We start from the raw sequence: 12,846 nt of genomic DNA, 5'->3' as shown, positions 1-12,846 counted from the left end.
TTAGCATTCACAAAACACTAAATTAAAAATTATGAAGAAATTCTTTTTATTCATCGGTTTTTTAACCATTTCATTTTTCACTGCAAATGCACAAGAAATTTCTGACAACGCTATTGGTCTTCGTTTAGGAGACAATGATGGTTTTGGAGCTGAAATTTCTTACCAACGTAGATTAAGCGATAACAATCGTTTAGAACTTGATTTAGGTTTAAGAAATGGTAGTGGCTATGATGGATTTAAAGCTACTGCTTTATACCAATGGGTATGGCAATTAGAAAATCGTTTTAACTGGTTCGCTGGTGCTGGTGGTGGTTTAGGTCACTGGAATGCAAAGAATGTAAATGTGTCAGAAACATACGTTTTTGTTTCTGGTGTAATTGGAATCGAATATAGTTTTGATATCCCTTTAATGATTTCTTTAGATTACAGACCTGACATAGGATTCGGTGATTACTATAAAGACTTTAACTCTGACTTCGGTTTAGGTATCCGTTACCAGTTCTAAAAAAGATAACAATAAAATTTATAAAAACCTCTAAAGTAACTTTAGAGGTTTTTTTATTGTAAACCCTCTGAGTTAAACACTTATTACCAATGTTTTTACAAAGTAACTTTTACATTAAATAAAAAACACATAAATATTATAAAAACATTAACCTATTAACACTTTGTAAACTTTATATATAAGTTTTAATAATTGTTTACTAACAAATTTGAAATCTGGTTGCTAGTTATCATAAATAATTTCGCCATGGATAATTTCACTAAAGATTTCAAAATGAAAAAATTAATACTAATTACGCTTTGCTTTATAAGTATTTTAGGATATTCACAAAGCAAATCGGGGTTAAAAGGAAGAGTTTTAGACGAAACAAATCAACCTTTACCTGGAGCTACAATAAGCATTCCTTCTTTACAAGTTGGATTTTCCACCGACTTTAATGGAAACTACGAACTTTTAAATATTCCTATAGGAAATTACGAAGTTCAAATATCTTTCTTAGGCTATCAAACCTTAACAGAAACCATTACACTTACAAACAATATTCAATCTAAAAACTTTTCCTTACTACCTAAAATAGATAGATTGGATGAAGTTGTTATTAAAGGAAGTATTGGTAAAGGACAGGCAAAAGCCTTAAATCAACAAAAAAACAAAGAGAATATAACCAACATTATTTTTGCCGATCAAGTAGGAAAATTTCCTGATGCCAATATTGGTGATGCCTTAAAACGTGTTCCGGGTATTTCTATGCAAAACGACCAAGGAGAAGCTAGAGATATAGTTATTCGCGGATTAGCCCCTCAATTAAACTCGGTAACTTTAAATGGTGACAGAATTTCGTCTGCCGAAGGAGATAACCGTAGAGTTCAAATGGATTTAATTCCTTCAGACATGATTCAAACCATTGAGGTTAACAAAGCTGTTACACCAGATATGGAAGGAGACGCTATTGGTGGCTCTGTTAATTTAGTTACACGTTCTGCTCCTACCACTTTTAGAGCTTTCGTTGCTGGTTCTTACGGACAAAACCCTGTAAGAAATACGCCTAACTATAATGTTTCTGCATTAGTTGCCAATAGAGCTTTTAAAAACGAACTAGGCTATGTAATCAATGCTTCATACAACTCTAACGATTATGGTTCAGATAATGTTGAGTTTGAATGGGAAAAAGAAAATAACAAAACATACATTGGTGAACACGATATTAGACGTTACGATGTAAAAAGAAATAGAATGAGTGTTTCCGCCAACTTAGACTGGACACCTGACAACAACAATACGCTTTTCTTTAAGTCTATGTACAATCAGAGAAACGACTATGAAAACCGTTATAGAGTACGTTTTAGAAAAATAGATGAACCAGATGCTACAGGAGTATCAAAAGCTGAAGTACGTCGTCAAACTAAAGGAGGTATCAACAATGATACAAACGACAACACACGTTTAGAGCGTCAGAGTACTTACAATATATCTGTAGGTGGAGAACACATTATTTTTGGAAACATTAAATTGAACTGGAAAACGGGAACAGCCAAAGCAAAAGAAGAACGTCCAGACGAACGTTATATCAGTTTTGAAAACGATGACATTGAAGTTATGCAAGACTTCTCACGAACAAACTTCCCTGTATTACGACCAACAAATAACGATTTTAACGATCCTTCAACTTTTGAATACAATGAAATAACACAACAGCAGGGATTTACACAAGAGCGTAAAATTAGTTCTAATGTTGATGTTTTAATTCCTATTAATACTACAGGAGCTTACAAAAACTCATTAAAGTTTGGGTTTAAGCACAAGTACAAAGAAAAAGTAAGAGATAATAGCTTTTATGAGTATGATTTAGAAAATCAATTTCTAACCATGAATACCACTACTACTAAAGACTATACTATTAATGGTTATTTAGCAGGCGATGATTATAAATCAGGGCTTTTTGTTTCAAAAGAATTTTTAGGAAGTTTAAACTTAAAAGGAGGTGAACTTGTATTAGATGAATTTGTTCCTGAAAACTACGATGCTAATGAAAACATTTATGCTGCATACGGAATGTTACAACAAAACTTAGGTAACAACTTTTCTTTTATAGTTGGTGTAAGAGTTGAAAAAACAACAATAGATTATAACGGTTTTGCTATTGATGTTGAAACTGCTGATGATTTAAGCGACGTAACTAAAACATCAGGAACTAGAAACTACACAAACTGGCTACCTAACTTACAAGCTAAATACAACCTTGATAAAAACACCATTGTTAGAGCAGCTTGGACAAATACTATTGCAAGACCGAACTATTTTGATTTGGTTCCTTATAGGAATATTAATAGTGATGATATTGAAGCTGAGTATGGAAATCCTAATTTAGATCCTACTGAAGCAATGAACTTTGACTTAATGTTTGAACACTATTTTAGTAATGTAGGTATTATATCAGCAGGAGTTTTTTATAAAGATTTAGATAAATTTATTTACAATTCAGTTACTGAAGAACCAATTACCATTGGAGGTGTAACAGAAACCTACGATGTAACAAGACCTTTTAACGGAGGTACTGCTGAAATTTATGGTTTTGAAGTGGCTTTACAACGTAAATTAAACTTCTTACCTGGCTTCTTAAGAAACTTAACAGTGTATGGTAACTATACCTATACAGACTCTAAAACAGATGGTATTGCCGACAGAGAAGATGGCTTGCCTTTGGCTGGTGCTGTTAAAAACATGTTTAACGGATCGTTGGCCTATGAAAGTTCTAAACTATCAATTAGAGCCTCTTTAAACTTTGCTGATGATTATATTTTTGAATACGGAGATGATACCTTTACGGATGTGTTTTATGACGAACAATTGTTTGTAGACCTAAATGCTTCGTACCGTATTACCAAAAACTTACAAATCTTTGCTGAAGCAAAAAACTTAACCAATCAAGAATTACGTTTTTACCAAGGAACAAAACACCAAACAATGCAAGCTGAGTTTTATAACTATAACTGGAACGCCGGTTTAAAATACAATTTTTAAGAATGAATAATCTATACAAAATAACACTTACTTGCCTTATTTTAAGCGCTTGTAAAGTTGAAAAAATAGTCCATCAAAACTCACAAGCCAAACCAGTAGTAGCTTTAGTTGCTGACGCTGAAACAGAACCCGTTACTTCTTTTGACGATGCTGCTGATGATCCGTGTGTGTGGATAAACCCTGTTGATATAACAAAATCAACCATAATTGGAACAAACAAAAAAGAAGGTTTAGAAGTTTATAATTTAGATGGAAAACGCTTGTATTCTTATAAAATAGGTCGTGTAAACAATGTTGATATTCGTGATGGTTTTTCACTAAACGGAAAAGAAGTTTCGGTTGTTACTGCTAGTAATAGAACCCATAATACTATTTCTATATTGATTGTAAAACCTACTGGAGAATTAGAAGATGCTGCTGCAAGAAAAATAACTTCTAACTTAAAAGAAGTATACGGTTTAGGAATGTATAAAAGTCCTAAAACTAACAAGTTTTATGTTTTTATGGTTGGTAAAAAAGGCGGTGTTGAGCAATGGGAGTTGTTTGAAAGCAACACTCAAATTGATGCTAAGTTAGTCCGTGAATTTTTATTAGGAAGTCAAGGAGAAGGTATTGTTGCCGATGATGTACACGCCAAAGTATATATTGGAGAAGAGAACAAAGCACTTTGGAAGTACGATGCAGAACCTAATGCTTTAAACAACCGTGTAAAGGTTATCAGCACCAAAGATTTGAATATGAAAGATGATTTTGAAGGTGTTACCTTATACGATGCTGGAAATGGAAAAGGATATATTATTTTATCCTCACAAGGAAATAACAGTTATGCTGTTTTTGATAGAATTAGCAATCAATACCTAGGTAGTTTCTCATTAAAAGACGGTGCTATTGACGGTACCTACGATACGGACGGAATTGATGTAACTTCTGTTAATTTTGGCTCAAAATACCCTAAAGGATTCTTTATCGCGCAAGATGGTGCTAATACCCAAGGTAAGGACAGTTTACATCAAAATTTTAAAATCATTGACTGGCAAAAAATTTCTAAAAGTCTACATTTAGATTCGTCAAATTAGTGTATTTGTTGTGTAATTTGAAAAGCCTTTTGGTAAAACCAAGAGGCTTTTTTAACGCTAATAAAATTAGCTTAAAACATAGTCTTTAAAAAACACCTTGATGTTTTGATGAAAAGACCTTGACGTTTTTACAAAAACGTCAAGGTCTTTTTTGTAAGTCTTCTTAGTGTTTTGTTTTTATAGATTGTTAAGTGCTAGAAAAGTAGCTGTTATTTTGGCGGATAATTATTAATCACCTTACCAATTACTTTTTGAAAATGTAATTTCTTTTGTTCTGGTGTTGCTTTTTCTCTTACTTCACTAGTAGCAATTCCTTGCCATATTAACTGGTTGTCTTTACTTTCAACAAAATCAATGGTTAATTGCTGATTTATTTTTCTACTTTCAATAGGGATACCTCCTGAAATTCCAAATCCAACATTTCTTCCTCCACTTCCTAAGCCAACACCTATTGTATTTCTATTAACAGACTCTCGTTCTTCAGATAAAATATTGATATACATATCTGGTTTTTCAGCCAACTGCATCCCTTTGGCTTGCAAAGCAGCCGTTATTTCATAAGTGACTCTTTTTACATCCAACTCATTTAAACCTTTGCCAGCATCTTCAAAAAAATTAAAGGTCTTATACTGACTAAAATCTGTTTGGCTATCGTAGTCATATACTACTTTAGAAGAGGAACAACCAATAATAACTAACAGAAAAAAATATTTGTAATACTTCATATATAAATTCTTTACATTGTACTTAATCAAAAACTATACCTTATAAAAATACAAAAAGCCTCGTTTACACGAGGCTTTTTCTAAGGTTAGTTAATTGATTTTTATTGAACTGCCTTTAAAGCATCAATATTTCCATATCCAAACTCTGAATGTTTGTTCGGATAAAAATCAGCGGATTCTTTCATTTTTTGTAAAACTTGTTCTCTTGACCAAGAAGGGTGTTTTGCCCATACTAATGCTGCAATACCAGCAGTAGTTGCTGTTGCTACAGATGAACCTCCTACATAATTTGCTTGTCCATCGTAATAACTTAATACAGGAGTTTTGTTATCTGTACCATTAGTACGTTGCATTTGTACCGTAAAATCAATTTGTGATCCTGTATGACATACATCACACTTACTATATTGTCCTTCTTTAACACCAGTTACCGCCACCGTTTCAGACATATTCGCTGGAAAAATTACTCCATACCAAGTAGTAAACGAAGTAGAAGTTCCTCCAGCAGCTAAAATCATCTTTCCTTTGCTGTGTGCATACTTAACTGCATCCGATACATTACCAATACTAAACGGAGAACCTAACGACATAGAAATAACTTTTACATCACTTCTATTTGCCAACGCTGTTAATGCTTCAACAACTCCTCTTTTTTCATGATAATCATCAATTACCACATTTTCAACAGCTCTATACGTTACCAAGTTTGCATTGTAAGCAACCCCTACAGGTAAATTATCATTATTTCTTGGTGCGGTTGCTACTGCTGCCATTTTCGTTCCATGACCACACTTATCATTTACGCCATCATAATTATTTGACCACGCCCACCAAGAATCTACAAAGGTTCCATATTTCTGAACTGTTCTTCCTGATGAATATCCATCATTAAAATATTGGTTCATCCATTTTTGTTCTGGTGACAAACCAGAATCAACTACAGCTACTGTTACTCCCGAACCTGTACTATAATTCCAAGCTTGTGAAATATTGTGCGCATCAAAAGACCATGGTAATTTAGCCCCTGGTGCTACTGTTCTATAATCATTGGTGCTTAAATTAGCCGTACCATAGCCACATCCTGAAGAACCTGATGAACTTGACTTAGCTTGTGCAGTAGACTCTAAAAAACTATATCCTCCCGGTTCAATATAACGAACTCTACTATCTTTTAATAAGACATTTATTGTTTCCTTGTTGGTAACTTTAATATCTAATACATTAATATTTTCATTTACATACAGCTCTGTTTCTCCCTTAGCAGAAGTTGTTTCAAAACTTTTTACTAAAGTTATTAGCTCGTCTTTTATATTAGTACTTTCTTCACTCCTAGCATAATTATTTTTTGAAGTACCGTAGCCTATAGTCAAGATATTTTCTCCATGATTCACCGCACTCCATATTGTATGAGTGTCTTGAGACATCCATTTAAAATCTCCTGTTTTTTGTAAAGATTCCTTGATTTTTGAATTGATTTCTTTTTTGGTAAGTAAACCTTGATCTTGTTTTATATCTAATGTTTCATCGTTATTAGAACATGAGATCATAGTTAAAACAACTGTTAGACTTAAAAGTATTTTTTTCATTTCTGAAGGGATTTAAATTAAACTTTTCGAATATAGTAAAATTTTAATACAATTTTAACACTTTAATAAATTTAACCCATACATAATTAACACTTTAATAAAACCAAACATACAATTCCAATAAAAAAAGGAGCCTATAGCTCCTTCTTTACATTAAGTTTTCAAAACGTTTACTCCATCTTTACTCTAGTGGGTGTATCTTTTCCTTCAATAATACTTTGAGTTCCTCTAGCAACCGCTTTTACGGTTTCTGTTAATACAGTCATATTTAAGGTTTCAGCTTCATCTGTTACCTTATGATAGTCTGCATCGATATCAATCGGAGTGGTTGAAAATGTATGAGATGGTACACCTAAACGTGCTAAAGAAGCATTATCCGATCTTAAGAACAATTGAAATTTCGGGTATGGATCTGGAAACAACTTATATCCTGATCCTTCCAAATTCTTCTGAATTATTTTACCAAAATCTGATTTATCAAAACCAGTTAACCATGCTGTTTTTGGTCCTGTTTTAGGTTGCTTTCCTATTAACTCTAAATTAATTCCAGCTACAAACTTACTCGCATCAATTCCTTTACCAAAGTATTCAGAACCTACCAATCCCATTTCTTCAGCAGTAAAACATACAAACAAAATACTACGCTCATTATTTCCCTTTTTAGCATAATATTCAGCTAAAGATAATACGCCTGTAACTCCTGAAGCATCATCATTTGCTCCGTTAAAAATTCTATCCCCTTCTCCATCTTTCTTTACACCTAAATGATCGTGATGAGCTGATACAATAACAAATTCATCTTTTTTAGACTTTCCTTCTAACAAGCCTATAATGTTACTCATCTTAATTCCTTTATATTCAAAGTTTTGACGATAGGTAGTTAATGTATCAAAAGTCTTTAAACCAATTCTTTTATATTCATTCTCTATATACTGAGTTGCTTTTTCCATTCCCTCTGTGCCTGGTTTTCTACCCTCCATTTCGTCTGAAGCAAGTGTATATAAGTGTTTTCTTACCAAAACAGAGTCAATTAACTCTTCTTTACTTTCTTTTTTCTGAGTTACTTCAACAGTATTCATAGCAACCTCGTTACTAGTATTTTTAGTTTGCTTACACGACAGTAAAACTGATACACTTACAAGTGCTAATGGATATAAAACTTTTTTCATTCTTTATTTATTTAAAAGCCTAAATATAGCCAATTTAATTTCTTAATTTTGTTTAAAACTTTTTAAGGATGACTTTAACTGATATTCCAAATATAAAACATATTGATTCAAACAATTTTTTCTTGCTTGCTGGCCCTTGTGCTATTGAAAGTGAAGATATGGCGATGCGAATTGCTGAGAGAGCAATTACCATTACTGATAAATTAGCAATTCCTTATGTATTTAAAGGAAGTTTTAAAAAAGCGAATCGTAGTAGAATTGATAGTTTTACAGGAATTGGTGATGAAAAAGCATTAAAAATTTTACGTAAAGTTTCTGAAACTTTTAATGTTCCTACTGTAACCGATATTCATGAAGTTTCTGATGCTGAAAAAGCAGCTCAATATGTAGATGTATTACAAATTCCTGCTTTCTTAGTTCGTCAAACCGATTTAGTAGTTGCTGCTGCAAAAACTGGTAAAGTTGTGAATTTGAAAAAAGGACAATTTATGAGTCCTGAAGCCATGCAACATGCAGTAAAAAAAGTTCATGATGCAGGAAATAAAAAAGCGTGGATAACTGACAGAGGAACGATGTTCGGATACCAAGATATGATTGTTGATTTCCGCGGAATTCCTACCATGCGTCAATACGCTCCTACTGTATTAGATGTTACCCATTCGTTACAACAACCAAACCAATCAAGCGGTGTTACAGGTGGACGTCCTGATATGATTGAAACTATTGCTCGTGCTGGTGTTGTTAATAATGTTGATGGATTGTTTATCGAAACTCATTTTGACCCTGCCAATGCTAAAAGTGATGGTGCTAATATGTTACATCTTGATTATTTAGAGGGTTTATTAACCAACTTGGTTACCATTAGAAAAACTATTAATAATTTATAGGCACAGTTTTTGTTTCATACAATCGTTTTTAGTTTATATATGAAACAACTTCTTTTTTTATTCTTTCTAGCTACTACTATCGTAAGTGCACAAGACTTTTCTTTAATTGAAGAGAAAGTAAATAGCTACCCGAAATTTAGTAAAGTAGAAAATCTAGCTCAGCAAATAGCAAGCGATTTTAAAACTAAAGAACAGCAAGTACAAGCTGCCTTTTATTGGCTTGCTCATAACATACAGTATGATTTAGATGCATATTATCATCCTAAAAACAAAAGAATTTCTTTTAGATACAGGAATGAGCAAGAAAAATTAGAAAAACTACAGGCAATAAAAGACGGTATTGTCAATGAAACTTTATTAACTCGAAAAGCTGTTTGTGAAGGATATGCGCAAACTTTCGCCAAAATATGCTCTATGCTTCAAATTGAGAATGAAGTTATAAAAGGATATATCAGAAATTCCTCAAACGATATAGCTAATCCTAAAACCAACTCAAATCATGCTTGGAACGCTGTTAAACTGAATAACAAATGGGTTTATGTTGATGTTACGTGGGCTTCGGGTGTTGTAAATAACAACAGATGGCAACCTTTATTTAATCCTTATTACTACAACATTCCTGAAGAAAAATACTTTAAAACACATTTTCCTGAAAAAAAACTTTGGCAATTAAGAATTGGTAGAATGGACAAAAAAGACTTTTACAATCAACCAATTTACGATGCTGCTTTCTTAAAATCAGATTTAGAGTTAATAACTCCTTCCAAAGGAATATTAGATAGAAACTCTACTATTGAGTTAAAAATTCAAAATTTACGTCCTAATCAATCAGTTTCCTTTGGATATAGTGGATACCGATATGCTGTAAAACCAGATAAAGTGTTAACAAAAAATAATATTACTACAATCACGACAACTCATCTTGAAAAAAGTAAACAACTATTTTTGATTATTGACAAAGAAGTTATGCTTGAGTTTTTAATTCAGTAATTATTTCCTCCAAAAACCTTTATGATTGTGTTTTGCTACTTCTTCTATGACTTGTAGTAGTATTTCTTCGTTAATTTCTTCTACTGATGAATAACGAAGTGATTTTACAACTGCTCTTCCTTCTGAAACTAAAAAAATATCAAAATCTTCTAAAATACCTTTTGCCCAAAATCCAACATCTACAAAACTTTTTTTATGGGATGCATTCATGTAGCACAATTGCTTCCCATTGATATAATATACTGGTATTTTCCACTTATATTTTAATTCTAAATCCTCAAAATTACTTTCTATCAATACTTGTAAGTGTAGTAAAATAGACTTGAATGGTTCTGGTTGTTTAAGTATGTATTCTTCGGCTGGTTTCATGCTTTCAAAAATACATTAATTTTTTATTTGGTTGTTTCTCAAAATTAGCTTTACTTTGTTTTTCAAAGTTCTTTAAAAATGAGTTCAGAAGATTATTTAAAAGACATATCAGAAATTAAAAACCTAATGAGTAAATCCTCTCGATTTATATCATTAAGCGGCTTGTCTGGTATTTTAGCAGGAATATATGCCTTAATTGGAGCTGCTTATGCATATTGGTTGGTTAACAACAACTCAAACGGTTATTTGATGTTAGATGGAAAAATTTTCCAAATGGTCATCTTTGATTTATTGTTAGTTGGCTTTTTAAGTATTGCTACAGCTATCTTTTTAACCACAAGAAAAGCTAAAAAGAATGGAGAAAAAATTTGGGATGCCACCACAAGAAGATTACTATTAAATTTCCTTATTCCTCTGGTTTCTGGAGCAATCTATATCATTATCATTCTAGGGCATCAAAAATATGGACAAACAGGTGCATTAATGTTACTTTTTTATGGCTTAGCGCTGATTAATGCTTCAAAATATACTGTAGGAGACATTAAGTATTTAGGCTATACTGAAGTTGTTTTAGGACTTATTGCTGCAATGTTACCTGGTTATGGTTTTTGGTTTTGGGTTATAGGGTTTGGAATCATGCATATTGTTTACGGTACACTTATGTATTTTAAACACGATAGAAAATAAGAACTATTTTCGTACTTTAAAATTTATCTTTTTTGAAAAACATTATTTTAAATATAAATAAAGCTTTTGATCATAGAATTAGACTGGGAATTATGTCTGTTCTTATGGTAAATGAATATGCTGAATTTACTACCCTAAAAGAATTATTAGGTGCTACTGATGGTAATTTGGCAAGCCACACTAAAGCTTTAGAAAAAGTTGAATTTATTAGGATAGAAAAACAATTTATTGGCAGAAAACCCAATACTAGATATTATGCTACTGAGCTTGGTAAACAGGAATTTAAAAAACATATTGAAGCCTTAGAAAGGCTGATTAAAAATAAATAACACTAATTTTTTTACAATTAAACTTTGAAATTCAAAGTTCTTTTAAAACAATAAACTATGGAAACACTAAACAAACAAAATGGAAGATTCGGAAAGTGGGTAAAAACATCAATCACTGCTAGAATGCTCATGATTGGATTTTTAATTCTCATCTTATTGATTCCTTTATCCTTTATTAAGAGCTTAATTGTTGAGCGAATGAACAGACAACAAGAAGTAGTTCAAGAAATCAATCAAAAATGGGGAAAAGAGGTATTGTTATACGGTCCTATTTTAAAAGTTCCATACAAAACTTATAAAGAAAAATTTGTTAGAAATCAAAAAACAAAGGAAACACGAACTGAGGTTGAGGAAAAAATTAGATATGCTTACTTTTTTCCGAAGGAATTAAATATCAAATCCTCTATAAATCCTGAAGAGAAAAAACGTGGTATTTATAAAACGGCTGTGTATAATAGTAAAATAAACATTGATGGAAACTTTACAAAACCTGATTTTAGTGAAAAAGATATTAATGAAGAAGATATACTTTGGAATAAATCTCGATTAATTATAAAAACTTCTAATCTAAAAGGAGTTAATAATTTAGTTGAAATAAAACTGCATAAAAACACTTACGCTTTTACCTCTAAATATGAGGATAATAATAACGAAAAAGCATATTACAACTATTTAAACCTTCATAAATTAGAAAGTAAGTTTTTAAATGAAGAAGACCTTCCTAAAAAATCAGATACAAACTTTAGCCTATCGCTAAGCATTAATGGAAGTAAACAAATTCGTTTTATTCCTATTGGAAAAGAGACATCCGTTCATATAAACTCTGACTGGAAAACTGCTAATTTTATTGGAGAATATCTTCCTTTTAATTCTGATAAAATCTCTGATAATGGTTTTGATGCTAAGTGGAAAATATTAGATATTAACAGACCTTTTTCTCAACAATCTTTTAATGGAATTCCAAACTTAAAAGAATATGCTTTTGGTGTAAACTTTATGATTCCTGTAGACGAATATCAAAAAAGTGAACGATCGGCTAAATATGGATTCTTAGTGATTGGACTTACGTTCTTAATCTTCTTTTTAATTCAAACAATGAGTAAAATATCCATTCACCCATTTCAATATTTAATGATTGGTGTTGCCTTAACTATGTTCTATACATTACTAATATCAATTTCTGAACATAGTAGTTTTTTAAAGGCATATTTAATTGCTTCTATAGCCGTCGTATTGTTAATTGCATTGTATTCAAAATCAATTTTAAAAGGCATTAAGTTTCCGTTATTTATCGGAGCATCTCTTACCACATTATATGCCTTTATTTTTGTAATTATTCAACTAGAAAATTATGCTTTATTAGTGGGTAGTATAGGATTATTTATAATTCTAGCCTCAGTGATGTATGCTTCAAGAAAAATAGACTGGCAAAACGGTTAATTAACTATAATTAATGAGCAAACTATCATACTATATGGTAGTTTGCTTTTAAAAACACAAAC

At 31.6% G+C, this 12,846-nt stretch carries 12 protein-coding genes; 8 read left to right on the top strand and 4 right to left on the bottom strand.

What is annotated here, in order from left to right; genetic code table 11:
* The first annotated feature begins 31 nt into the window (after positions 1-31).
* The 3 genes from MK851_RS06035 (at position 32) to MK851_RS06025 (ending at position 4,602) form a co-directional block, all read left to right on the top strand.
* Positions 32-505 carry a hypothetical protein gene (locus MK851_RS06035; protein WP_303506823.1) on the top strand — a complete coding sequence of 158 codons (474 nt, stop codon included), beginning with the start codon at positions 32-34 and terminating at the stop codon, positions 503-505.
* A 273-nt stretch (positions 506-778) separates the two neighbouring features.
* On the top strand, positions 779-3,526 hold the full coding sequence (locus MK851_RS06030) for a TonB-dependent receptor (RefSeq protein ID WP_320242334.1): 2,748 nt from the start codon (positions 779-781) through the stop codon (positions 3,524-3,526).
* A gap of 2 nt (positions 3,527-3,528) precedes the next feature.
* Positions 3,529-4,602 carry a phytase gene (locus tag MK851_RS06025; protein WP_320242332.1) on the top strand — a complete coding sequence of 358 codons (1,074 nt, stop codon included), beginning with the start codon at positions 3,529-3,531 and terminating at the stop codon, positions 4,600-4,602.
* 209 nt (positions 4,603-4,811) lie between these two features.
* Here MK851_RS06025 and MK851_RS06020 read toward each other — a convergent pair whose 3' ends face one another.
* The 3 genes from MK851_RS06020 to MK851_RS06010 form a co-directional block, all read right to left on the bottom strand.
* Positions 4,812-5,327 (bottom strand): DUF4136 domain-containing protein, encoded by a 516-nt coding sequence (locus tag MK851_RS06020; protein ID WP_320242330.1) that lies wholly within the window; start codon positions 5,325-5,327, stop codon positions 4,812-4,814.
* 101 nt (positions 5,328-5,428) lie between these two features.
* Positions 5,429-6,913: a S8 family peptidase gene (locus tag MK851_RS06015; RefSeq protein WP_320242328.1), complete on the bottom strand. Its 1,485-nt coding sequence runs from the start codon at positions 6,911-6,913 to the stop codon at positions 5,429-5,431.
* 170 nt (positions 6,914-7,083) lie between these two features.
* Positions 7,084-8,082 (bottom strand): M28 family peptidase, encoded by a 999-nt coding sequence (locus tag MK851_RS06010; protein ID WP_115900395.1) that lies wholly within the window; start codon positions 8,080-8,082, stop codon positions 7,084-7,086.
* A 68-nt stretch (positions 8,083-8,150) separates the two neighbouring features.
* Between MK851_RS06010 and kdsA the strand changes: the two genes are divergently transcribed.
* A complete protein-coding gene (kdsA, locus tag MK851_RS06005; RefSeq protein ID WP_303506835.1) occupies positions 8,151-8,969 on the top strand; it encodes a 3-deoxy-8-phosphooctulonate synthase in 819 nt (272 codons plus the stop codon).
* Positions 8,970-9,008: 39 nt separating this feature from the next.
* Positions 9,009-9,959 carry a transglutaminase domain-containing protein gene (locus MK851_RS06000; protein WP_320242323.1) on the top strand — a complete coding sequence of 317 codons (951 nt, stop codon included), beginning with the start codon at positions 9,009-9,011 and terminating at the stop codon, positions 9,957-9,959.
* Here MK851_RS06000 and MK851_RS05995 read toward each other — a convergent pair whose 3' ends face one another.
* Positions 9,960-10,328 (bottom strand): DUF1801 domain-containing protein, encoded by a 369-nt coding sequence (locus MK851_RS05995; RefSeq protein WP_320242321.1) that lies wholly within the window; start codon positions 10,326-10,328, stop codon positions 9,960-9,962. It abuts the gene before it with no gap.
* 78 nt (positions 10,329-10,406) lie between these two features.
* Between MK851_RS05995 and MK851_RS05990 the strand changes: the two genes are divergently transcribed.
* The 3 genes from MK851_RS05990 to creD are packed head-to-tail and all read left to right on the top strand — an operon-like array spanning position 10,407 to position 12,784.
* A complete protein-coding gene (locus tag MK851_RS05990; RefSeq protein WP_303507961.1) occupies positions 10,407-11,015 on the top strand; it encodes a hypothetical protein in 609 nt (202 codons plus the stop codon).
* Positions 11,016-11,047: 32 nt separating this feature from the next.
* A complete protein-coding gene (locus MK851_RS05985; RefSeq protein ID WP_320242319.1) occupies positions 11,048-11,344 on the top strand; it encodes a transcriptional regulator in 297 nt (98 codons plus the stop codon).
* Positions 11,345-11,401: 57 nt separating this feature from the next.
* Positions 11,402-12,784, top strand: coding sequence for a cell envelope integrity protein CreD (creD, locus tag MK851_RS05980; RefSeq protein WP_320242317.1), 1,383 nt, complete (start codon positions 11,402-11,404; stop codon positions 12,782-12,784).
* Positions 12,785-12,846: the final 62 nt, after the last annotated feature.

It is taken from the genome of Tenacibaculum sp. 1B UA, from assembly GCF_033978845.1.
Taxonomy (GTDB): Bacteria; Bacteroidota; Bacteroidia; order Flavobacteriales; family Flavobacteriaceae; genus Polaribacter.
The sequence above is the reverse complement of the archived record's forward strand: the minus strand, read 5'-3'. Positions and strand labels throughout refer to the sequence as shown.

Excerpts from the sequence above, each read along its gene's own strand:
- MK851_RS06035 (WP_303506823.1), top strand. The coding sequence starts at position 32 with ATGAAGAAATTCTTTTTATTCATCGGTTTTTTAACCATTTCATTTTTC.
- MK851_RS06030 (WP_320242334.1), top strand. The coding sequence starts at position 779 with ATGAAAAAATTAATACTAATTACGCTTTGCTTTATAAGTATTTTAGGA.
- MK851_RS06025 (WP_320242332.1), top strand. The coding sequence starts at position 3,529 with ATGAATAATCTATACAAAATAACACTTACTTGCCTTATTTTAAGCGCT.
- MK851_RS06020 (WP_320242330.1), bottom strand. The coding sequence starts at position 5,327 with ATGAAGTATTACAAATATTTTTTTCTGTTAGTTATTATTGGTTGTTCC.
- MK851_RS06015 (WP_320242328.1), bottom strand. The coding sequence starts at position 6,913 with ATGAAAAAAATACTTTTAAGTCTAACAGTTGTTTTAACTATGATCTCA.
- MK851_RS06010 (WP_115900395.1), bottom strand. The coding sequence starts at position 8,082 with ATGAAAAAAGTTTTATATCCATTAGCACTTGTAAGTGTATCAGTTTTA.
- kdsA (WP_303506835.1), top strand. The coding sequence starts at position 8,151 with ATGACTTTAACTGATATTCCAAATATAAAACATATTGATTCAAACAAT.
- MK851_RS06000 (WP_320242323.1), top strand. The coding sequence starts at position 9,009 with ATGAAACAACTTCTTTTTTTATTCTTTCTAGCTACTACTATCGTAAGT.
- MK851_RS05995 (WP_320242321.1), bottom strand. The coding sequence starts at position 10,328 with ATGAAACCAGCCGAAGAATACATACTTAAACAACCAGAACCATTCAAG.
- MK851_RS05990 (WP_303507961.1), top strand. The coding sequence starts at position 10,407 with ATGAGTTCAGAAGATTATTTAAAAGACATATCAGAAATTAAAAACCTA.
- creD (WP_320242317.1), top strand. The coding sequence starts at position 11,402 with ATGGAAACACTAAACAAACAAAATGGAAGATTCGGAAAGTGGGTAAAA.